Genomic DNA, 20,936 nt, shown 5'->3' with positions numbered 1-20,936 from the left:
AGGTCGCCGACGAGCCGGGGGCGCAGCCACGCCGAGACGGTGTCGTCGAGCGCGTCGCCGCGCCACAGCGCGAGCGCGTCCCGCAGCAGCGCACCCCGGGCGGCCGGGTCCGTCACCGCGCGGGCCGCCGTGACCATCGCGCCGAAGCGCCGGGCGTCGATCGCGTCGTCGTCGACGTCGATCTGGTACGAGGTGCCGGTGCTGCTCAGCGTGACCGCCGGATCCTTGAGCGCCCCGCGGACCCGGGAGACGTGGCTGTGCAGCAGCTGGCGGGCGGTCGGCACCGGTTCGCCGTCCCACAGCAGGTACACCAGCCGCTCCACCGGCACGGGCGCGTGGTTGTGCAGCAGGAGCACCGCCAGCAGGCACCGCTCCCGGCGCCGGCGCAGCACGACGGGACCGCCGGTCGAGTCGATCGTCAACGGACCCAGCAGCCGGAACCTCACAGCGGCACACCGTAGCCGGTCGCCTTCGCGGCGCCGCCGGTGGCGTGTCAAGCGTGGCGCAAGCGACGACATCCATATTCGCAGTTGGTCAATGCCGACCCGATCGGGGACGTACGGCGGCCGGCGCTCACCCGCCGGCCACCGTACGCGGTCGGCATCACCGCACGGTGGTGAGCAGCCGCTCCCGGACGAGCACGTCCGGCTCGTCGAACCACTCGTCGAAGTGGCTGGCCGGTCCGAGGCCGTCGATGACGTCGACGTAGGCGGCGCTGTCGACGGCACGGCCGGTGAGCAGGCCGGTCACCGCCCGCAGGTAGTGGAAGTCGCTGTGCCCCTGGACGCCCTGCACACCGGCCTCCACGACCGACGCCGCCTGCTCGTCGCGGCCCAGCTCGAGCAGCGTGAGAACGATCCAGCGGCACACGGTGGTGCGCAGCTCGCCGCCGCGCTCGTAGAGCTCCAGGAACCCGTCCAGCGCCGCCTCGAAGCGACCGGCGGTGAAGTCGCGCAGCGCCGCCGCGTAGGGCAGGTCCGCCGGCGGGCCGTCCGCGTGGCCCAGCAGGTAGGCCCGGATGGTGCCGCCGCCGCTGCCGCCCTGCCGCCGCCCGACGACCCGCCAGCGCACGGCGCGGTGCCCGTCGAACGCGGGGAACGTCACCGGCACGGCCACGGCGCCGGCGGCCGTCGCGGCGGCCCGCCGCCGGAGCCGCCGCTCGACCTCGGTGTGGCTCTGGTCGAAGCGCAGGCCGCGCAGGTCGAAGCGCCACTCGTCGCGGGCGGGCGGCGGCGACCAGGCGGCCTGGGCGGCGCGGTAGGCGTCCTCAACCCGGCTGATGATCGTGTCCCACGAGTAGCCGGCCGCGGTCAGCAGCCCGCCCTCCCGCAGCCGCGCCGCGAGCGCCGGCTCGTCCAGGACCCGCCGCACCCCCGCGAGCAGCCCGTCGGCGTCGCCGACGTCGGCGAGCAGCGCGTTCACGCCGTCGCGGGCGTATTCGAGGACACCGGTGTTCCTGGTCGCGACGACCGGCGTGCCGGACGCCATCGCCTCCAGGCAGGGCAGGGAGAACGACTCGTAGTGCGAGCAGCAGACGTACGCGGCGGCCCCGCGGAACAGCGCGCCGAGCGTCGCCTGGTCCGGGGCGACGACGACCCGGCCCAGCGGCTCGCGCGCCGGTTTCGGCGTGACCCATACGAGGTCCAGCGCCGGGCGCTCGGCGCTGAGCGCCCGCCACACCTGCCGCATCTGCGCCATGCCCTTGAACTCGTTGCCGTCCCACCCGACGAACAGCACGTAGGGTCGCGCCTGCTCGACGCCGCCCGGGTGGAACACACCCGGGTCGACCGCGTTGCCGACGGCCGTCGCCGCGACGCCGAAGCGCTCGCGCAGCACGTCGGCGACGGTGCCGCTCACGGTCAGCGTCGCGTCGGCGGCCTCGAGGTGCCGGGCCACGAGCTCGTGCATCGCCGGCTGCAGGTCCTCGAACAGGTGCGAGTCGCCCTGCTCGAAGTGGACCACGGGCGCGAGGCCCAGCGAACGGGCGGCGAGGACCTGGTCCCAGTAGCCGGCGACGATCACGTCGCACTCCGGGACCGCCTCGGCGAGCTCCACGCCGAACGGCACCGTCCAGAACTCCGGTCGCAGGTCGTGCCACTGCGGCGGCGGGAAGTGGCTGAGCACCTTCACCTCGTGCCCGCGCCCGTGCAGGCGGTTGGCGTGCTCGAACAGCACACGCGCCCCGCCGCCGACGTCCGTGCGCGGCACGAGGAAGCACAGCCGCAACGGGCCTGCGCCGGCGTTCCTGACCTTGTTCCTGCGGTCGCGGCGGGCCGGCCGCGGCGCGGCGGCGGGCAGGTCCCGCCTGCTCACGAACTCGGCCTGGCGGGCGGCGGCGATGATGGCGGCGAGATCCGGCCGCAGCGGTGGGTGCTCCTCGAAGGTCGGCACACCCTGACATCGGCCGCCCCGCGACCCGCTTGAGAACATTCGCCCCCGCGGGGATGCAGCAGATCGGTGGCGGTGTGTCTCTACCCGGGTGGAGGCGATGCGATGAGCGAGACGGCCGACGAGGCGTTCGCGCAGTTCGTGCGGGCGCGCGGCGCGAGTTTGATGCGGTACGGGTTCCTGCTGAGCGGCAACGAGGCCGACGCGGCGGACCTGTTGCAGGACGCGCTCATCGGGCTGCGCGGCAAGTGGTCCCGGATCCGCCGGCAGGAGGCCGTCGAGGCCTACGTGCGGCGGTCGATGGCCCGGCAGTACATCAGGATCTGGCGCCGGCGGCGGCGCGAACACCTCGTCGGCACGCCACCGGACCTGACCGCGCCCGCCGACCAGGTCTGGCCGCAGGCGGTGATCACCGTGCCGGCCAGGTTCGGGGCGGGCGCCAACGAGCCGATCACCATGCTCGACGAGCACCGGATGCTCCTCGCCGTCCGCGTCAGCGCCGACAAGGTGGTGTCGCTCGCCGTGTACGACACCCGCACCGGCACGGAGCGGCTCCTGACCGACCTGCCGGACCCGCCGGGCGTGCGCGGCTACTGGCCGGGCGCGTTCACCGCCGCCGGCGGGATGGTCGTCTGGACCGCGTACGTGTTCGGCAACGACCGCTCGCAGACGTCGGAGTACTGGACGATGCGGGACGACGGCACGGACAAGCGCCGGTTCACGACCGGGGACGTCGGGGAGCGGCGGGTCGCGGTCGACGGGACGCTGTACGGGTCGGGGATGGATCGCGGTGGCATCAGCCGGATGCCGCTCGCCGGCGGTACACCCGCCAAGATCGCCGGATCGGAGGGCTTCGAGATCACCAGATGGCCGTGGGCCGTCACCGCCGCCCCGGCGGGCACCGACCGGCCGGAGGCGTGGAACCTGCTCACCGGCGAGCGGCGGACGCCGAAGCCGCGCCCGCAGCCGACCCGGTGGTGGACCGCCGCGGACCAGGACGTGTGGCTCGGGCTCGACGCCAACGGCCGCACGTTCGCCCAGGCGACGGACGGCTCGTGGGAGCTGACGACCAACGGGTTCGAGGCGCGGTCGATCACGGGCGGCCGGTTCGACCGGGGCACCGTGAAGAACTGGCTGCATCCGAACGACCCGCGGCCGCCGGCGATCTGGGACCTGCGCACCGGGCTGGTCGGCACGTTCACCGGGGACTCGTTCCGGCAGCAGGTCTCGCGCCCGCTGCTCTGGTCCCCGGCCGGCGACTCGCTGAAGGTCGTCGACGTCTCGCGGATCTAGCGCCGTGCCGTGCCGCGTCAGCGGCGGAAGCGGTCGACCAGGCCGGCGAGGGTCGAGGCGTTGGTGTTGAGGCGGTCGGCGGCGTGCCGGGAGCTCTCCACCGCCCTCGCCGGCGGTCGCGCTGATCTCACTTGTACGGGGCGTAGTAGGTGACCGTGAGGTCGCTGGCGGCCGGTGGCGCCCCGGTCGTGCCCGGCAGCGTGTAGGTCGTGTGCCACATGGCGTCGGCGGCGAGATTCGGTGCCTCGGTGGTGATCTTGTCGACGTACGCGGCGCCGCCGGCGTCCTTCGCGTCGAGGCGGACCTGACCGACCTCCCGGCTGCGGCTGGACGCGATGACCCGGCCCCGGTCGGTGGCCCCGGTCGAGTACACGGTGACGGCGCCGTTGGTGCCGACCTTCGTCCCGGCGATCGTGCCGGTGAGGCTCGCGATCGCCTCGGCCCGCGGCACCCCGTAGTAGATCGCGCCGACCACGGCTCCCGACGCGTCCTTCACCGGGTCGTAGCCGCTCACGTACCAGGTGTCGACGACCAGCGCGACGCCGCGGAACGGCTTGCCGTCCCGGATCGCCGCGGCGACCGCGTTGGGCTTGCCGTCGGCGGTGACCGCCGGGATGTAGGTGCCGATGGCGCGCTTGCCGGCCTTGTTGGGCACGTTCGTCGCCACGCGCAGCAGGTCCCCGGCGGCGTTCATGCGCTGGAACAGCGTCACGGTCCCGCCGACCATGGTGCGGATGTCGTCGACGACCGGCGTCGGGACACCGACCTCCCGATTCTGCCCGAGCCACACCCCGCCGACCGTGACCCGCGGCAGCGTCACCGGGGTCACCGCCTGCGTCAGCTGGTTCGTCGCCTGCCAGGTGACGGTTTCGGGGGTGAACCTGAACCCGCCGCGCTGGCCCAGCGCAGTTGCATACCGGGCGGATCGGCAGGTCCGGCGGCAGGTTGAGAAAACGGCCGGGTTGAGAAAACCCTGTAGTCACGCACCGGAGTCGTACGGGTATCGTCGCCGAAGGCCTGTTTGAGAAGTAAGGCGGATGCCCGATGGTGCTGAAGATGTCCACGCTGTTCGTGCGGACGCTGCGCGAAGACCCCGCGGATGCCGAGGTGACGAGCCACCGGCTGCTCGTGCGCGCCGGCTATGTCCGACGGGTCGCGCCGGGCATCTTCACGATGCTGCCGATGGGCCTGCGCCTGCTGCGCAACGTCGAGCGGATCGTCCGCGAGGAGATGGACGCCATCGGCGGCCAGGAGCTGACCTTCCCCGCGCTGCTGCCCCGCGAGCCCTACGAGGCGACCGGCCGCTGGACCGAGTACGGCGCCAACCTCTTCCGGCTGAAGGACCGCCGGGGCGGCGACTACCTGCTCGGGCCCACGCACGAGGAGATGTTCACGCTCGCCGTGAAGGACTTCTACTCCTCCTACAAAGACCTGCCGCTCACCCTGTACCAGATCCAGACGAAGTACCGCGACGAGGCACGCCCCCGCGCCGGCATCCTCCGCGGCCGCGAGTTCCTGATGAAGGACTCCTACTCGTTCGACGTCGACGACGACGGGCTGCGCGCCGCCTATGAGCGGCACCGGGTCGCCTACGGCAGGATCTTCGACCGGTTCGGCCTGGACTACGTCATCTGCTCCGCGACGAGCGGCGCCATGGGCGGCAGCGCGTCGGAGGAGTTCCTCGCGGTCTGCGACATCGGCGAGGACACGTTCGTGCGCTGCACCAACGGCGACTACGCGGCGAACGTTGAGGCGGTCACCACGCCCGCCCCCGAGGCGCTCGCGATCGAAGGGCTGCCCGCCGCGCAGGTCGTCGACACGCCCGACACCCCGACGATCGAGACGCTCGTCGACCTGTTCAACGCCCGGGACGACCTGCGCCGCGAGGACCGGGCCTGGACGGCCGGCGACACGCTGAAGAACGTCATGCTCATGCTGACGCTGCCCGACGGCAAGCGCGAGCCCCTCGCCGTCGGCGTCCCCGGCGACCGCGAGGTCGACCTGCGCCGGCTGGAGGCCCAGGTGGCGCCCGCCGAGGTCGCGCCCATGTCGGAGGCGGAGTTCCAGCAGCATCCCGCGCTGGTCAAGGGGTACATCGGCCCCGGCGTCCTCGGCGAGAAGGGCTCCTCCGGGATCCGGTACCTCGTGGACCCCCGCGTCGTGGACGGCACCAGCTGGATCACCGGCGCCGACCAGCCCGGCAAGCACGTCGTGCACCTCGTCGCGGGGCGGGACTTCACCCCGGACGGCACCGTCGAGGCGGTCCGCATCCAGGACGGCGACGTCTGCCCCGTCGACGGCGGCGCCCTCGAGCTGGCCCGCGGCATCGAGATCGGCCACATCTTCCAGCTCGGCCAGAAGTACGCCAAGGCGCTGGGTCTCACCGTCCTGGACCAGAACGGCAAGGCCGTCACGGTCACCATGGGCTCCTACGGCGTGGGCGTGACCCGGGCGATCGCCGTGGTCGCCGAGCAGACCGCCGACGAGCGTGGGCTGTGCTGGCCCCGCGAGCTCGCCCCCGCCGACGTGCACGTGGTGGCCGCGGGCAAGACCGAGGAGATCAAGGCCGGCGCGGCGCAGCTCGCCGACGCGCTTTCCGCCACCGGGCTCGAGGTGCTGCTCGACGACCGCAAGGACGTCTCGCCGGGCGTGAAGTTCAACGACTCGGAGCTGCTGGGCGTGCCCACGATCGTCGTGGTCGGCAAGCGGCTCGCCGACGGCATGGTCGAGATCCGCGACCGCAAGACCGGCGAGAAAGAGGAGATTCCGGTCGAGGGCGCGGCGGAGCGCATCGCCGCGATCGTCCGCGCGGGGTGACAACGCGGGAAGGGTCGGCCGTTCGGCTCCTTGTCGGATCAGCCGTTCGGCCGGACCTATCCCGTCAAATCCCCGCACGTGCGGCACTTCGGTTTGACTGGCGCCAGGGACCGGCCGATACGTTCGGTCACGGCCATGCTGTCGACGAAGGGTGCTGACGTTGTCCGGCCGACACACCGCAATCCGCCGACGTCACCTCATTCCATTGATCGCCGGCACTGTCGCGGCGATCGCGCTCATCGGCGGTGCGGTTGTGACCGTCAATATGGGGTCGGATGATGCCAAACCGACCTCGGCGAGCGACCTGATCGACGGCAGCCGCAGCGCCGACACCCGCGCCGACCGCGGCGACCGGCCCTCCCCGTCCTCCACGTCGCCTTCCGCCTCGCCGTCACCCTCCGCATCCGCGCAGGTCAGCAAGTCGCCGGAGGCGACCAAGACCCCGTCGAAGACGCCGACGAAGAAGCCCTCGACGAACCCCACGGGCGGCGTCGTCACGAACACCGGCACCTGCAAGGCGTCGTACTATGCGAGTGGGTCGCGCACCGCGAACGGCGAGAGCTTCGACCCCGACGGGCTGACGGCCGCGCACAAGGAGCTGCCGTTCAACACCCGGGTCCGGGTGACCAACCTGGCCAACGGGAAATCGGTCGTCGTCAGGATCAATGATCGCGGACCCTTCGTCAGCGGTCGCTGCCTCGACCTCGCCCGCGGGGCCTTCGTGGCGATCGCTTCGGTGAGTGCCGGCGTGATCAACGCAAAGTACGAGGTACTCAAGTAAGCCGCATCCCGGCCGTTTGTTTGAGCGGCTCGGGGGCCGGTTGGTGGCATGCTGTCGATCGGACCTATGAAACGACCGTTGCTTCCCGAAGCCCGCGCCGGAGTCGGCGCGGCCTTCGTGCTGCTCTGCCTGGTCCTGGCCGCTGAGCTCGCCGACGGCACCGACGCCAACTACGTCGGGCTGCTCGCCGCCGCGCCGTTCCTCGCGGCCGCGTTCGCCTCCTGGCCGGAGGTCCTCGCCGTCGGCAGCGCCTCGACGCTGCTCGCCGTCGTCTTCTGCAGCATCGAGCTCATGCACACCCGCGAGCGCACGCTGGTGATGATGCTCAACCTGGGCGCCGTCATCCTCGCCGCGGGCATCGCCTCCGCCGTCGGCGCCATCAGGCAGCGGCAGATCGCGCGGTATGCGGAGCTGTCGAAGCTCGCCTCCGTCGCGCAGCAGGCCGTCCTGCGCCCGCTGGGCCCACAGCTCGGCCCGCTGACGATCGCGGCCCGCTACATCTCCGCCAGCGCCGCCGCCGACATCGGTGGCGACCTGTACGAGGCGCTGGACACCCCGTACGGCGTCCGCATGATCATCGGGGACGTGCGGGGCAAGGGCCTGGACGCGGTCCGGCTCGCCAGCATCGTCCTCGGCTCCTACCGGCACGTGGCGTTTGAGCGGGCCGACCTGCGCGCGATCGTGGCCGACCTGGACCGGGCCGTGGCCAGGTCGGTCGGCGACGAGGACTTCGTGACCGCGGCGCTGATCGAGGAGCGCGGCGGCACGCTGACGATCGTCAACTGCGGCCACCCGGCGCCGCTGCTGCTGCGCCGCGGCCAGGTGATCCCGCTCGACCCGCCGTCCAACGCGCCGCCGCTGGGCTTCATGCCGGTGGTGAAGCCGCGCGTCGAGCGGCTGGAGCCGGGCGACCGGCTGCTGTTCTTCACCGACGGGCTGGCGGAGGCGCGCCGCGACGGGCAGTTCTTCCCGACCGCGGAGCGGGCGCAGCGGCTGCTGGGGCACGGCACCGTCGGCGACGGGCTGGCGTCGCTGGAGAGCGCGCTGCTGGAGTGGGTGCGCGGCCGGCTCGACGACGACATCGCGCTGGTGCTCGTGGAGTATCAGGGGGTCAAGGCTCCGGCGACGGTCCCCAGCTGGGAGATCGGCGGCGCCGGAGCTACGGCCGTCGGTTGACGTCCTTCGGGCGCTACTCCGCCACCACGCGGGGGCGGGGGACGAAGCGGCGCATCGGGGCGCGGTGCCGGCCCGTGTAGAAGCGCGGGTACTTGGGAGCGAACAGAGAGCCCATCATCCGGACGATCATCGCGGTGCCCTCCTTCTGACTGCGAGTAACCGCTCAACGATCACGTCACCCGCAGGTGACGGCGTGTCGTGCGCACGTACACCCGGTGCGCTACTCATCTGCCACCTTGGAGTACTCACCGGTCACCCTGACGTGCCGAAATAGGTGACGCCTGTTGTGACGGCCGTCACCCGCCCGGGTGGGTTGCCTGAGGTTACTCGCAAGTAATAAGATTCCTGTTACCGACTGGTAACCTCGGTCGTCCATGCTCGATCTACAAAGCGACCCAGAGACGGGGGCCACTCCGCGATGAGCCATTACAAGAGCAACCTGCGGGACCTCGAGTTCAACCTCTTCGAGGTCTTCGGCGTCGACAAGGTCCTCGGCCAGGGTCCCTACGGAGATCTCGACGTCGACACCGCGCGCAGCATCCTCGCCGAGGTCGACCGCCTCGCCCGCGAGGACCTCGCCGCGAGCTACGCCGACGCCGACCGCAACCCGCCCGTCTACGACCCGGCGACCCACTCGGTGAAGATGCCCGAGTCGTTCCGCAAGTCGTACGAGGCCTTCATGGCCGCCGAGTTCTGGCGCCTCGACCTTCCCGCCGAGCTCGACGGCACCTCCGCGCCGCGGGCCCTGTGGTGGTCCCTCGCCGAGATGGTGCTCGGCGCCAACGCGCCCATCTGGATGTACGCGTCCGGCCCCTCCTTCGCCAACACGCTGCGGATCGAGGGCACCGAGGAGCAGAAGAAGTGGGCCAAGCTCTTCGTCGACCGCCAGTGGGGCTCCACCATGGTGCTCACCGAGCCCGACGCGGGGTCCGACGTGGGCGCCGGCCGTACACGGGCGATCCCGCAGGCGGACGGCTCCTGGCACATCGAGGGCGTCAAGCGCTTCATCACCAGCGGTGAGCACGACCTCGCGGAGAACATCGTCCACTACGTCCTGGCTCGCCCGGTCGACACGCCCGGCGCCGGCGGCCCCGGCACGAAGGGCCTCTCGCTCTTCGTCGTGCCGAAGTTCCACTTCGACGGCGACACCGGCGAGCTCAAGGACCGCAACGGCGCCTTCGTGACCAACGTCGAGCACAAGATGGGTCTCAAGGTCTCCACGACCTGCGAGGTCACCTTCGGCGGCCACGGCGTCCCGGCCAAGGGCTGGCTGCTCGGCGACGTGCACGAGGGCATCCGCCAGATGTTCCTCATCATCGAGTACGCGCGGATGATGGTCGGCACGAAGGCCATCGCCACCCTCTCGACCGGCTACCTCAACGCGCTCGACTACGCCAAGAGCCGCGTCCAGGGCGCCGACCTCGCCAGCAGCGACAAGAACGCGCCGCGCGTCACGATCATGCACCACCCCGACGTGCGCCGCTCCCTGCTGATGCAGAAGTCCTATGCCGAAGGCCTCCGCGCCCTCGTCCTCTACACCGCCTCCTGGCAGGACAAGGTCGCCCTCGCCGAGGCCGCGGGCGACGAGGCCGCCGCGAAGATCGCCAAGCGGGTCAACGACCTGCTGCTGCCCCTGGTCAAGGGCGTCGGCTCCGAGCGGGCATACGAGCTGCTCGGCCACGAGTCGCTGCAGACCTTCGGCGGCTCCGGCTTCCTGCAGGACTACCCGCTCGAGCAGTACATCCGCGACTCGAAGATCGACACCCTCTACGAGGGCACGACCGCGATCCAGAGCCTCGATCTCGTCTTCCGCAAGATCGTGAAGGATCAGGGCAAGGCGCTGCTGACCGTCGCCGCCGAGATCCAGCAGTTCCTGGAGGCCGAGGGCGGCAACGGTCAGCTGAAGGTCGAGCGGGTCGCGCTGGGCAAGGCGCTCGGCGAGGTCCAGAACATGCTCGGCATCTTCACCGGCTGGCTGGGCGAGGCCCAGGCCGGCGACCCCCAGGCGCTCTACAAGGTCGGCCTCAACACCCGCCGCTTCCTGCTCGCCCTCGGCGACGTCGTGGTCGGCTGGCTCCTGCAGCGGCAGGCGGAGGTGGCCCTGAAGGCCCTGGCCGGCGAGACCACGGAGACGGCCTTCTACGAGGGCAAGGTCGCCGCGGCGAAGTTCTTCGCCCGCGAGGTGCTCCCGCGGACCGGCTCCGACCGCCGCGTCATCGAGGCCACCACGCTGGACGCGATGGACCTGTCCGAGGACGCGTTCTAGGGTTCTGTTCCACAGAGAGCTGGCGGGAGGGCAATGGCGCCCTCCCGCTTTTCTGTTCCGGCTTCTTTCTGGGTCGGCTTTCTATCTGGGGTCAGCCGCGGGCCGTGTGGTGCGCCCGCAGCGGCGCGGTCTCCAGGTCGCGCCACGGGCCCGTCACCGTGTGGACCGCGATCCCGCTGGTGGCCAGGCCCTCGTCCGGCAGCGCGTCCGGGTCGAGCAGGTCGGACAGCATGGACAGGGTCGGGTTGTGACCGATCAGCAGCAGCGTCGCCACGTCCGGCGAGTTCTGCAGCAGGTCCAGCGTGTCGTGGGCCGGGCCGAGGTACACCCGGTGCTCGAACACCACGGGCGCCGTCTTGCCGTGCTCACCGTGCTTGTCGTGCTTGTCGAGGCGCAGGCCGTCCAGCGTCTCGCGGGTCCGGACCGCGGTCGAGCACACCACCAGATCGGGCAGCAGGCCCTGCTCACGCAGCCAGTCGCCGGCCGCGGCGGCGTCCCGGCGGCCGCGGGGGCTCAGCGGGCGTTCGAGGTCGGTGGGGTACGGATCCGGGTCGACGGCCTTCGCGTGCCGGAGCAGGATCAGGGTGCGCCCAGTGGTGCCGTCAGCCATGTCCTATAGCGTGCCCGATTGAGCGGCGTCGTAGGTGGGTAACCCGGCGGTACAGATGGTTACCAACCAAACGTCCTGGAGGCCCTCGATGGGTATCGGTGGCAGCATTCTTCTGATCGTTATCGGAGCGATCATGACGTTCGGCTTGGACGACACCGATCTCGGGCCGTTCAACCTCGACACGATCGGCTGGATCTTCCAGCTCGCAGGCCTGGTCGGGCTGCTCCTCACGCTGTACTTCTGGAACAGCCGCCGGCGCACGGTCGTCCGGCAGGTTCCGACTGCTGGTGGCACCGCGATTCCGCCGACCGTGGACGAGGTCGTCGAGCGCCGCCGGACCTACGAGGACCGTTCCTACTAGGAAAATCCGCGGAAAACCGTACACATCGCCGTCTACCTCGCGTACAGCGCGAAGTAGATGGCGATGTGGTGCAGGATCGCGGCGACGAGCGTGCAGGCGTGGAAGAACTCGTGGTGGCCGAAGACGGTCGGCCACGGGTTGGGCCGGCGTAGGGCGTAGAAGACCGCGCCGACCGTGTAGAACGCGCCGCCGACGATCGTCAGCACGAGCGCGGTCACGCCGCCCGTGCGCAGGATGTCCGGCAGGACCACCACGGCGACCCAGCCGAGCGCGACGTACAGCGGCGCCCCCACCCAGCGGGGCGCGTTCGGCCAGATCATCTTCATGCCCACGCCGAGCAGCGCACCGCCCCAGACCACGCTCAGGATGACGTCGCCGGTCCGCCCCGACAGCAGCAGGACGCTGAACGGCGTGTACGTGCCGGCGATGAACACGAAGATCATCGAGTGGTCGAGGCGGCGCATCAGCTTGTACCCCGCGGGCGACCAGACCCGGCGGTGATAGAGCGCGCTGGTCCCGAACAGGGCACACACCGTCAGGCTGTACACGAGACAGCTCACGAACGGCGACCAGCCCGGGCGGCCCGCGGCCAGCGAGCACAGCACGATGCCGCAGATGATCGCGGCGCCGAACGCATAGGTGTGCAGCCAGCCGCGCATCCTGGGCTTGCCGAGGTCGACCGGGCGCAGGCGGGTCTCGGTCTTCACTGTCACGCCCTCCAGGTTACGGTACCGTAGGTTACTGGCAAGTATCGAAGCGGACACCAACTAGGGTGGCGGTCATGGAGATCCGCCCCGTCGGGAGCTCTGCCCTGCTGATCGAGGTCGACGATCCGCTGGCATGGTTCGCCGCGCTGGACGCCGAGCGGGCCGCCGGACGCCTCGCGGTCACCGATATCGTCCCCGGTGCGCGAACCGTCCTGCTCGACGGGGTCCCGTCGCCCGCGTCTCTGGCCGCTTCGCTGCGCTCGTGGCCGACGCCGTCTTTTGCCCGCTTTTATGCCGACAAATTGGCGATCCCGGTCGTGTTTGACGGGCCTGATCTCGCGGCCGTCGCGGAAATGACCGGTTCGTCCGTCGAGGCGCTTGTCCGCACGCTCACCGAAACCACCCTCACGGTCGCCTTCGGCGGCTTCGCGCCCGGGTTCGCGTACCTCGGCGGCCTGCCGTGGACCATCCCCCGGCGGGAGAGCCCACGCCCTCGCGTCCCGGCCGGGTCGGTCGCGCTCGCCGCGGAGTACGCCGGCATCTACCCGACCGCGTCCCCCGGCGGGTGGCAGCTCATCGGCCGCACCGACACGGTCCTGTTCGACATCGACCGTGACCCGCCCGCCCTGCTGACCCCAGGCCGGACCGTGCGGCTGGCGGTGGCATGAGGACGCTCACGGTCGAGACGGCGGGCCCGCTCACGACCCTGCAGGACCTCGGCCGGCCCGGGTTCGCGCACCTCGGCGTCCCCCGCTCCGGCGCCCTCGACCAGCCCGCCCTGCGCCTCGGCAACCGCCTCGTCGGCAACGACGCGTCCTGCGCCGCGCTGGAGATCACGCTCGGCCCGTTCGTCGCGACCCTGGCCTTCGCCGGCACCCTCGCCCTGACCGGGGCGGCGGCGCCGCTGCGCGTCGGCGGGCGGCCCGCGCCGATCAACGCACCCGTCCCCTTCCGCGCCGGCGACCGCGTCGAGATCGGCCGCGCCGTGGCCGGGCTGCGCGGATACCTCGCCGTCGACGGAGGTTTCGCCGCGTCGCCGGTACTGGGCAGCCGCGCCACCGACACCCTTGCGGCGCTCGGCCCGCCGGTCGTCGGCGTGGGCGCCGTGCTGGCCGTGGGCCCCACGACCGGCGACCCGTCCACCGTGGACGTGGCGCCCCGCCCCGCCCTGGGCGGCCCCATCACGCTCGGCCTGACCTGGGGCCCCCGCCACGACTACTTCGCGGCCGCCGGTGACCTGCTCGCCGGCACGTACACCCTGGGCAACGACAGCAACAGGATCGGCGCGCGGCTCGGCGGCCCCGCACTCACCCGCACCCACCAGCGCGAGCTCCCCAGCGAAGGCATCGTCCTCGGCGCCGTGCAGGTCCCGGCGTCCGGCCAGCCGCTGATCTTCCTCGCCGACCACCCCACCACCGGCGGCTACCCGGTCGTCGCCGTCGTCGACCCCACGGATCTGCCGCTGCTCGCCCAGGCCCGCCCGGGCGATACCGTTCGGTTCCGTGGACCTCAACAGTGACCTCGGCGAAGGCTTCGGCATCTGGACCCTCGGCGACGACGAAGCCCTCCTGGACATCGTCACCAGCGCCAACGTCGCCTGCGGCTTCCACGCCGGCGACCCCTCCACGATGCGCCGCGTCTGCTCCAGCGCCGTCTCCCGCGGCGTCCGGATCGGCGCCCAGGTCAGCTACCGCGACCTGGCCGGCTTCGGCCGCCGCCGCATCGACGTCGACGCCACCACGCTGACCGACGAGCTGCGCTACCAGATCGGCGCACTGTCGGCGTTCGGCCCGGTCAGCTACGTCAAACCGCACGGCGCCCTCTACAACACCGCCGCCGTCGACCCCGTCCACGCCTCGGCCGTCGCCGCCGCCGCTGTCGCCTTCGGCCTCCCCGTCCTGTGCCAGCCCGGCTCGGTCCTGGCCCGGCTCGCCGCCGAGGCAGGCCTGCGCGTGGTTTTCGAGGGCTTCGTGGACCGCGGTTACCTCCCGGACGGCCGCCTCGTGCCCCGCGGCACCGAAGGCGCAGTCCTGACCGACATCCCCACCGTCACCGACCGCGCCGTCCGCATGGCCCGCACTGGCGAGGTCGTCGCCATCGACGGCACCGTGCTCCACCTGCCGTTCGAGTCCCTGTGCGTCCACGGCGACACCCCCGGCGCCGTGTCCATGGCAACCGCCGTCCGCACCGCCCTCCTCGCCGCCGGCCTCCCCTTGTCCCCCTTCACCCCCAGCGAGCCGCCCCCACCCTCCGCTTCCCCGTGACGGGCACTGCTGCGGATGTCTGCGCTGGTTGCCGCGATGCGATGTCGCCCGGCTCTGTTCCGTGACGGAAACCGTCTGCCATGCGGGTCTCTGCGCGTCCACTTCCTCACCAGCGAGGCGTGCCCGCGGCCCGGTTTTCCGTGATCCGGAAGACTTTGTGCTGCTATGACGACACAAAGTCTTCCGGATCATGAGCCGTGGTTACCGCAGCGCCTGGGTGTTGCTGGGTGAGTTGTGCTGGCGTTGGTCTTGCGGCGCGTCCTGGTTGGTCGACCGGGCGGGCTGCGGGCGTCAACGCTCAGCGTCGGAGGGCGTTTTTGTGCTGCGGTGACAGGGGTTGCTGCGGGGGGTGGCGTCAGGTCTGGGATGGCGTGCTGCGCCTTGGTGATCCGGAAGACCTTGTGTGGAGCTGGGGTGGGTGCGTGAGGTCTTCCGGATCGTTAAGGGCGGGCTTGGGCGTTAGGTGTCGAGGCCGCGGAGGACCAAGGGGAGGCGTTGGGCGCCGTCCTTGGCCACGCGGATCGGGACGCCCCAGTCCTGGCGGGTCAGGTGGCAGGCGGGGAACTCCGCGTCGATGTCACACGTCGCGGCCTGGGCCACCACCTGCAGCACGCCCTCGGTGACGTCGGGGGAGAGGACCAGGCGGCGGCGCAGGTCCTGGGTCACGCCGGCGCCTTCCAGCAGCAGCTCGGGTGGGGAGGCGGACACCTCCAGGCGGGTCGACGGGCCGAACGACTCGTCCAGCTTCTGGCCCGGCGCCGGCTCGAAGATCAGGTCGAGCTGGACCTCGCCGGGGGCGAGCATCGTCGAGGGGCGTTCGGTGCGGTGCCGGACGCCGGCGACGTCGATGCCCGCCGCTGCCAGGGTGCCAGGGGCGAGCCGGACCAGCCGGTGCGCGCCCGACTCGACGACCACGACGTCGCCGGTCGAGCTGAGGACCAGGTCGCTCGGCTCGCGGAGGCCGTCGACGACGGTGGACACCACGCCGTCGGCGATCCTGCGGATGGCGCCGTTGTACGTGTCGGCGACGAGCACGCTGCCGTCGGCCAGGGCCAGCAGGCCGAGCGGGTGCTGCAGCAGCGCCTGATCGGCGGGGCCGTCGACGTGCCCGAAGTCGAACAGGCCCTGCCCGGCCACGGTCGACATCCGGCCGTCGGCGATGAAGCGGATCGCGCTGGATTCGCTGTCGGCGATCCACAGCGTCGTGCCGTCGGGCGACGCCGACAGGCCGGACGGCTGCGCCATCCACACCTCTTGCAGCGGGCCGTCGCGGAGCGCCTCGACGGTCGTCCCCGCGTACATCCCGGCGGTGCGCCGCACGGGGTTGAACCACCACAGCTGGTGGATGCCGGCCATCGCGACCACGACCTGGTCGTCGAACCACGCCACGTCCCACGGCGACGACAGGTCGACCGCCAGGGAGTCGTGCGCGTCGAAGTCGACAGTGCCGCGCCACTGCCGGCCGCTGCCGGCGACCGTGGTGACCTCGCCGGTCGAGAGCTTCACGCCGCGCAGCAGATGGTTGACCGTGTCGGCGACCACGACGTCATAGCCGGCGATCTCGGCGACGTGCGGGGGCAGTAGGCACAGCCCGCCCGGCTCGGAGAACTCGGGATCCGTGCCGTCCTTGCGGCCTCGCTGCCCGGTGCCGATGCGGCGGATCAGGGTCTCGTTGTCGGCGTCGAGCTCGACCAGCGACTGGTGCGTCGAGTCGGCGACCAGGAAGTGCCCGTCGGCCAGGGCCAGCGCCTTGCCCGGGAACCGCAGCACCGTCTCCTCGGTCCTGGCGGCGACCTGCGGAGCGGAGCCGCGCCGCAGCGTGCCCCGCGCCTCGTGCACGCGGACGAGCTCCTCGACGAGCCGCGCCAGCCCTTCGGCGTGCCCCTCGCCGGCCATCGTCGCCACGACATAGCCCTCGGGGTCGATGACGGTCAGCGTCGGCCAGGCCTTCGCCGCATACTGCTGCCACATCTCCATCTCGGGGTCGTCCAGCACCGGATGGTCGACCCCATACCGCTCGACGGCGGCCGCGAGCGCGGCGGCGTCCTTCTCGTGCTCGAACTTCGGCGAGTGCACCCCGATGGTCACCAGCACGTCCGCGAACCGCTCTTCAAGCGGGCGCAGCTCGTCGAGCACGTGCAGGCAGTTGATGCAGCAGAAGGTCCAGAAGTCGAGAACAACGATCTTGCCCCGCAGATCGGACAGGGTGAGTCCGTCGGTGTTGAGCCATCCGCGCCCCCGGAGTTCGGGAGCGCGGACGCGGGCCTTGAGCAGTGGCGACTGTGCCGGGTCGGTCATGCCCCCAAGTCTGCCCGAGTGCCGCCGGGCGATCCCATGCGGCGTTGGTCCCGGGCGCCTAGGTCATTTGGCCGAGGTCGGACGGAGGCAGAGGACCTCGTCCTTCTGTCCCTTGTGCTGCAGCACGACGTACGGTTGGCTGGCGTCTGAGCAGCTCTCCGGCTTCTCAACCTTCTGCACGATCGTGAATGCGTCCTTGTCCGAGCAGCTCGCCTTCTTGGCCGAGTTGCCGTCCTGCTTGACGCACGAGTTGACCGCGAAGCTGGTGCTGTCGGCGTTGTTCAGCGCCACCACGATGCCTGTGCCGGCCACCGCGAGCAGGAAGACCACGACCACCACGACCAGCCCCATGATCAGGCCGCGCTTGCTCTTCTTTTCAGTCGGCGGCGTCGGTACGACCGGTGCCCCGCCGACAGGCTCAGAACCAGAAGGGGGTTGATCGCCGGGCATGGTGACGAGGTCGCTGTAATGCGGGCCGGTCGGTGCTGCGCTCGGCACCGAAGCCTGGTAGACCCCCGTGGCGGGCGGCGGCGCGGCCTGATAGATGCCGGTCGCGGGCGGCCCGGACGCCGGAGGCGCCGAGGAAGGCATGTTGGTCGCCGGTGGTGCTGACGCCTGGTACAGCCCGGTCGCCGGTGGTGCGCTCGTGGGCGGCAGGTTGGCCGGCGGCGCGCTGGTCGGGGGCACGTTCGCGGGCGGGACGGACACCTGTGCCCGTGCGGCGTACGACGCCGGCGGGATCTTCCCCAGGTTCGGTGCCGCCGGGACGGCACCGGCGGGCTGTCCCGCTTCAGGGCCCGCCGCACTGGGCGCCGTCGATGCCGGCGTGCCGTACGTCGCGGGCGGGGCGGAGGTCGGGGCGCCGTACGTGGCCGGCGGAGCGGAGGTGGGCGCGCCAAAGGCGGCCGGTGGGGCGGAAGTCATGCCGTAGGTGGCCGGCGGAGTGGCAGCGGCCGGCGGCGCCGAGGTGGGAGCGCCGTAGGCGGTCGGCGGAGCGGCGGTAGGCGCGCCGAATGCGGCCGGCGGTGCGGAGGTCGGGGCGCCGTACGCAGTCGGCGGCGCAGAGGGAGCCGAGCCGTAGGTGGTGGCCGGCGGCGCCGAGGTGGGCGCGCCATAGGCGGCCGGTGGGGCGGAGGCCGGGGCGCCGTACGCGGCCGGCGGCGTGGAAGGCGAGCCGTAGGTGGCCGGCGGCGCGGAGGTGGGTGGGGGCGAGGTCGGGGTGCCGTACGTCGCCGGGGGTGCGGAGGTCGGCAGGACCGCGGGCGGCGGAGGCATGGCGCCGGGGACCTGGGCGCTGCCGGAGACCTGGGCGGTGCCATACGTCCGGGCGCTCCCCGAGACAGGGGCCGCCGAGACGGGAGCGTTGCCGTGCTGGGCGCCCGGCACCGATCCGGCCGGCGCACCGCCGGACCCGGGCACCTGCGCCGACCCGGATGAGGGAACACCGGACACCGGCACCTGCGCGGCGCCGGAAGAAGGCGCGGCGCCGGAAGCAGGGGCAGGCGGGGGCACCGGCACCTGGGTGTAGCCGGCGGGAGGGCCGTTGGGGCCCGCCGGAGCCTGAACCGGATCCTGGGCGGCGGCGGCCGGGTCGCTCTGCGGAGCGGCGGACGAGGCCTCGCCGGCCGGTGCTGACGGAGTGAAACCGGGGAAGCTGCCCGGCGGGCCCGGAGGCACGTTCGGCGGCGTGCGGGCCGGAAGCGGAGGGGCCGGCGGCGCGAACGGCCCAGCCGGCGGGAACGGCCCGGGCCTCGGCTGCTGCTCGGCGTCCTCGACCGCACCCTGCCCGGTCGCGGCGGGCACAGCGGGAGGCGCGGCGGCCGGCGCGACCGGCGGGGCGGCAGGGGCGGGCTCTGAGGAGGCGGCGGGTGAGCCGTACGTCGCGGGGGCCGGCGGCGCCGCCGGGGACGACGGCTGGACGGGAGGCCTGGTCGGCATCGGGACCGACGCGGTCGCTCGCACGGTGCCGGCCGGGGGCGTGCCGGGCGGGGGTGAGCTCGGCGCGCTCGCCGCACTCTCGTCCGCTTCGGACGGGTGGGGCTGGTCGGACGTCATCGTGCCTCCTGTGGGTCAGACCCTTGCGACCGTAGTCGACCCGAACCGTACATGGCAGAGCGGAGGCTCAGGTTCGCCGGCAAGCGCTCCCAGAATAGGTGAACAAAGCGATGCCGCCCCGGTCCGGGGAGGGTCGGACCAGGGCGGCGGGCTCGGGTGGTGCGCAGGCTCAACTTCGGCTGAGCATGGCGTGGAGTTCGTCGCGCAGCGCGGCGGACGGGTTCTTGGCGATGGCGCGCTCGATCGCGTCGAGGCGGCGGGCGGCGTTGCGGCGGGCGCGGTAACGCTCCATGAAGGTGCTCACGGCGGGCTCCTTGGGATGTAAGGACGAGGCTTGCTTCGCATCCATTACACGCCCAGTGGAAGATCGTTAGCCAGCGAATAGCAAGTGACGCGGCGCACGCGCCGACGATTCGTAGGGTTGCTGGCTGCTTAAACGCCCAGTTCGTCAGCCATATGACAGTGGCCCGGCGCGTCAGCGCCGGGCCACCTGCCGTGAATTGGACTGCTCAGCTCCAGGCCAGCAGCGATCCCTCGGGGTCCTCGAGGAACGCGCCGACGTCACGCAGGAACTTGGAGCCCAGCTCGCCGTCGATGATCCGGTGGTCGAAGGACAGGCCGAGCGTCGTCACCTGCCGGATCTTGATCTTGCCTTTGTGGACCCACGGGGTGTCCCGGATCGCGCCGAACACCAGGATCGCCGACTCGCCCGGGGGCAGGATCGGGGTGCCGGTGTCGACGCCGAAGACGCCGACGCTCGTGATCGTGAACGTCCCGCCGCTCATCGCCGCCGGCGACGTCTTGCCCTCGCGGGCGGTGGCGACGAGGTCGTTCAGCCCGTCGGCCAGCTCCCGCGTGGTGAGCGCGTCGGCGTCCTTGATGTTGGGCACGATCAGCCCGCGCTCCGTCGCCGCGGCGATCCCGAGGTTGACGTAGTGCTTGACCAGGATCTCCGAGCCCTGCCACGTGGAGTTCACCATCGGGTAGCGCTTCAAGGCGACCAGGGCCGCCTTGGCGACCATGAGCAGCGGCGACACCCGCACGTCGCGCCAGTCCCGCTTGGCCTTCAGCCGTTCGAGGGCCTTCATCGAGCGGGTCACGTCGACCGTCAGGAACTCGGTGACGTGCGGTGCGGTGAACGCGCTCGCCACCATGTTCTCGGCGGTCAGCTTCCGCACGCCCTTGACCGGGATCCGCTCTTCGCGGCCGGTGCGGGACGCCTGGGCCGCCGCCGGGGAAACCGGAGCGGCGGCGGGGGCGGACGACACGGACAGCACGTCGTCCCGCGTGACCGAACCGTTGGGCCCCGTGCCCGTGATCTCCGCGAGGTCGACGCCGAGGTCCCGGGCCAGCTTGCGGACCGGCGGCTTGGCCAGCACGTTGCCCCGCGCTGGCGGCGTCCGGTCCACGGGCGCCATGACGACGACCGGAGCCGGCGCCACGGGCGTGACGGGAGGCTTCGGCAGTACAGGTGCCGCGGTTGCACTTGCAGTTGTTCTTGGCCGGCGCTTCGCGGCGGCGGTTTTCGGACCGTAGCCGACGAGCACGGCGGTGCGGCCGCCCGGCGCGGGGCCGCCGATCATGCCGGGCTCGACCGGCGCGTCACCGGCGATGTCGACGGCCGCCAGCGAGGCCGCGGAAGGCACACCCGTGGAGGGCGCCGGGGCACCGCCCGGATCGGTGTCGATGGCGATGATCGGGGAGCCGACCTCGACCGTCGTGCCCTCCGGATGGAAGATCTTGGCGACCTGACCGGCCCACTTCGCGGGGATCTCGACCGCCGCCTTCGCGGTCTCGACCTCCACGATCGGCTGGTTGAGCTCGATCGTGTCGCCGACCTGGACGAGCCACTTGAGGATCTCGCCCTCGGTGAGGCCTTCGCCCAGATCGGGAAGGTTGAACTCTTTGACCCGTGTCACT

General features: G+C 71.9%; 20 protein-coding genes. 11 read left to right on the top strand and 9 right to left on the bottom strand.

The window, feature by feature from the left end:
- Both AB0I21_RS31280 and AB0I21_RS31275 read right to left on the bottom strand, forming a co-directional pair.
- A partial coding sequence (locus tag AB0I21_RS31280; RefSeq protein WP_360566519.1) for a winged helix-turn-helix domain-containing protein occupies positions 1–446 on the bottom strand: 446 nt, incomplete at its 3' end.
- A 157-nt stretch (positions 447–603) separates the two neighbouring features.
- The gene (locus tag AB0I21_RS31275) at positions 604–2,391 is read right to left on the bottom strand and encodes a glycosyltransferase family 4 protein (protein ID WP_360566517.1); all 1,788 of its coding nucleotides are present in this window, start codon (positions 2,389–2,391) and stop codon (positions 604–606) included.
- Between the two features lie 102 nt (positions 2,392–2,493).
- Between AB0I21_RS31275 and AB0I21_RS31270 the strand changes: the two genes are divergently transcribed.
- A complete protein-coding gene (locus tag AB0I21_RS31270) occupies positions 2,494–3,681 on the top strand; it encodes a sigma factor (protein ID WP_360566515.1) in 1,188 nt (395 codons plus the stop codon).
- 127 nt (positions 3,682–3,808) lie between these two features.
- On the opposite strand, the gene AB0I21_RS31265 is transcribed toward AB0I21_RS31270, so the two are convergent.
- The gene (locus AB0I21_RS31265; RefSeq protein ID WP_360566531.1) at positions 3,809–4,585 is read right to left on the bottom strand and encodes a Cache 3/Cache 2 fusion domain-containing protein; all 777 of its coding nucleotides are present in this window, start codon (positions 4,583–4,585) and stop codon (positions 3,809–3,811) included.
- Between the two features lie 140 nt (positions 4,586–4,725).
- On the opposite strand from AB0I21_RS31265, the gene AB0I21_RS31260 reads away from it, so the two are divergent.
- The 4 genes from AB0I21_RS31260 (at position 4,726) to AB0I21_RS31245 (ending at position 10,721) form a co-directional block, all read left to right on the top strand.
- A complete protein-coding gene (locus tag AB0I21_RS31260; protein WP_344508294.1) occupies positions 4,726–6,498 on the top strand; it encodes a proline--tRNA ligase in 1,773 nt (590 codons plus the stop codon).
- 265 nt (positions 6,499–6,763) lie between these two features.
- On the top strand, positions 6,764–7,279 hold the full coding sequence (locus AB0I21_RS31255; protein ID WP_360566513.1) for a septal ring lytic transglycosylase RlpA family protein: 516 nt from the start codon (positions 6,764–6,766) through the stop codon (positions 7,277–7,279).
- 66 nt (positions 7,280–7,345) lie between these two features.
- Positions 7,346–8,455 carry a PP2C family protein-serine/threonine phosphatase gene (locus AB0I21_RS31250; protein ID WP_344508290.1) on the top strand — a complete coding sequence of 370 codons (1,110 nt, stop codon included), beginning with the start codon at positions 7,346–7,348 and terminating at the stop codon, positions 8,453–8,455.
- Positions 8,456–8,873: 418 nt separating this feature from the next.
- Positions 8,874–10,721: an acyl-CoA dehydrogenase gene (locus AB0I21_RS31245; protein WP_360566512.1), complete on the top strand. Its 1,848-nt coding sequence runs from the start codon at positions 8,874–8,876 to the stop codon at positions 10,719–10,721.
- Between the two features lie 91 nt (positions 10,722–10,812).
- Here AB0I21_RS31245 and AB0I21_RS31240 read toward each other — a convergent pair whose 3' ends face one another.
- Entirely contained in the window at positions 10,813–11,331 is a 519-nt protein-coding gene (locus tag AB0I21_RS31240; RefSeq protein ID WP_360566511.1) for a histidine phosphatase family protein, read from the bottom strand.
- A 55-nt stretch (positions 11,332–11,386) separates the two neighbouring features.
- Between AB0I21_RS31240 and AB0I21_RS31235 the strand changes: the two genes are divergently transcribed.
- Positions 11,387–11,692 carry a DUF6458 family protein gene (locus AB0I21_RS31235; protein WP_344508602.1) on the top strand — a complete coding sequence of 102 codons (306 nt, stop codon included), beginning with the start codon at positions 11,387–11,389 and terminating at the stop codon, positions 11,690–11,692.
- Between the two features lie 32 nt (positions 11,693–11,724).
- Here the strand turns inward: AB0I21_RS31235 and AB0I21_RS31230 are convergent, their stop codons facing one another.
- On the bottom strand, positions 11,725–12,351 hold the full coding sequence (locus AB0I21_RS31230) for a hemolysin III family protein (protein WP_344508600.1): 627 nt from the start codon (positions 12,349–12,351) through the stop codon (positions 11,725–11,727).
- Positions 12,352–12,473: 122 nt separating this feature from the next.
- Between AB0I21_RS31230 and AB0I21_RS31225 the strand changes: the two genes are divergently transcribed.
- From AB0I21_RS31225 to AB0I21_RS31215, 3 genes are read left to right on the top strand one after another with little or no spacing between them, the layout of a single operon-like run.
- Positions 12,474–13,067 carry an allophanate hydrolase subunit 1 gene (locus AB0I21_RS31225; protein ID WP_360566509.1) on the top strand — a complete coding sequence of 198 codons (594 nt, stop codon included), beginning with the start codon at positions 12,474–12,476 and terminating at the stop codon, positions 13,065–13,067.
- A complete protein-coding gene (locus AB0I21_RS31220; protein WP_360566508.1) occupies positions 13,064–13,918 on the top strand; it encodes a biotin-dependent carboxyltransferase family protein in 855 nt (284 codons plus the stop codon). The genes AB0I21_RS31225 and AB0I21_RS31220 overlap by 4 nt, the downstream gene beginning before the upstream one ends.
- Positions 13,902–14,663 carry a 5-oxoprolinase subunit PxpA gene (locus tag AB0I21_RS31215; protein ID WP_360566506.1) on the top strand — a complete coding sequence of 254 codons (762 nt, stop codon included), beginning with the start codon at positions 13,902–13,904 and terminating at the stop codon, positions 14,661–14,663. Before AB0I21_RS31220 ends, AB0I21_RS31215 begins: the two co-directional genes overlap by 17 nt.
- A gap of 459 nt (positions 14,664–15,122) precedes the next feature.
- On the opposite strand, the gene AB0I21_RS31210 is transcribed toward AB0I21_RS31215, so the two are convergent.
- Both AB0I21_RS31210 and AB0I21_RS31205 read right to left on the bottom strand, forming a co-directional pair.
- Positions 15,123–16,961 (bottom strand): NHL domain-containing thioredoxin family protein, encoded by a 1,839-nt coding sequence (locus tag AB0I21_RS31210; protein WP_360566504.1) that lies wholly within the window; start codon positions 16,959–16,961, stop codon positions 15,123–15,125.
- A 63-nt stretch (positions 16,962–17,024) separates the two neighbouring features.
- Positions 17,025–17,552 carry a hypothetical protein gene (locus AB0I21_RS31205; RefSeq protein ID WP_360566502.1) on the bottom strand — a complete coding sequence of 176 codons (528 nt, stop codon included), beginning with the start codon at positions 17,550–17,552 and terminating at the stop codon, positions 17,025–17,027.
- A 55-nt stretch (positions 17,553–17,607) separates the two neighbouring features.
- Between AB0I21_RS31205 and AB0I21_RS31200 the strand changes: the two genes are divergently transcribed.
- On the top strand, positions 17,608–17,892 hold the full coding sequence (locus AB0I21_RS31200) for a hypothetical protein (protein WP_360566500.1): 285 nt from the start codon (positions 17,608–17,610) through the stop codon (positions 17,890–17,892).
- Positions 17,893–18,141: 249 nt separating this feature from the next.
- Positions 18,142–18,489 (top strand): hypothetical protein, encoded by a 348-nt coding sequence (locus AB0I21_RS31195; protein WP_360566498.1) that lies wholly within the window; start codon positions 18,142–18,144, stop codon positions 18,487–18,489.
- A gap of 696 nt (positions 18,490–19,185) precedes the next feature.
- Here AB0I21_RS31195 and AB0I21_RS31190 read toward each other — a convergent pair.
- Both AB0I21_RS31190 and AB0I21_RS31185 read right to left on the bottom strand, forming a co-directional pair.
- Positions 19,186–19,320, bottom strand: a complete 135-nt coding sequence (locus tag AB0I21_RS31190; RefSeq protein WP_344508274.1) for a hypothetical protein — start codon at positions 19,318–19,320, stop codon at positions 19,186–19,188.
- Positions 19,321–19,525: 205 nt separating this feature from the next.
- Positions 19,526–20,935 carry a dihydrolipoamide acetyltransferase family protein gene (locus AB0I21_RS31185; RefSeq protein WP_360566496.1) on the bottom strand — a complete coding sequence of 470 codons (1,410 nt, stop codon included), beginning with the start codon at positions 20,933–20,935 and terminating at the stop codon, positions 19,526–19,528.
- Position 20,936: the final 1 nt, after the last annotated feature.

It is taken from the genome of Dactylosporangium sp. NPDC050588 (assembly GCF_040654975.1).
Classification (GTDB): Bacteria; Actinomycetota; Actinomycetes; order Mycobacteriales; family Micromonosporaceae; genus Dactylosporangium; species Dactylosporangium maewongense.
The sequence above is the reverse complement of the archived record's forward strand: the minus strand, read 5'-3'. Positions and strand labels throughout refer to the sequence as shown.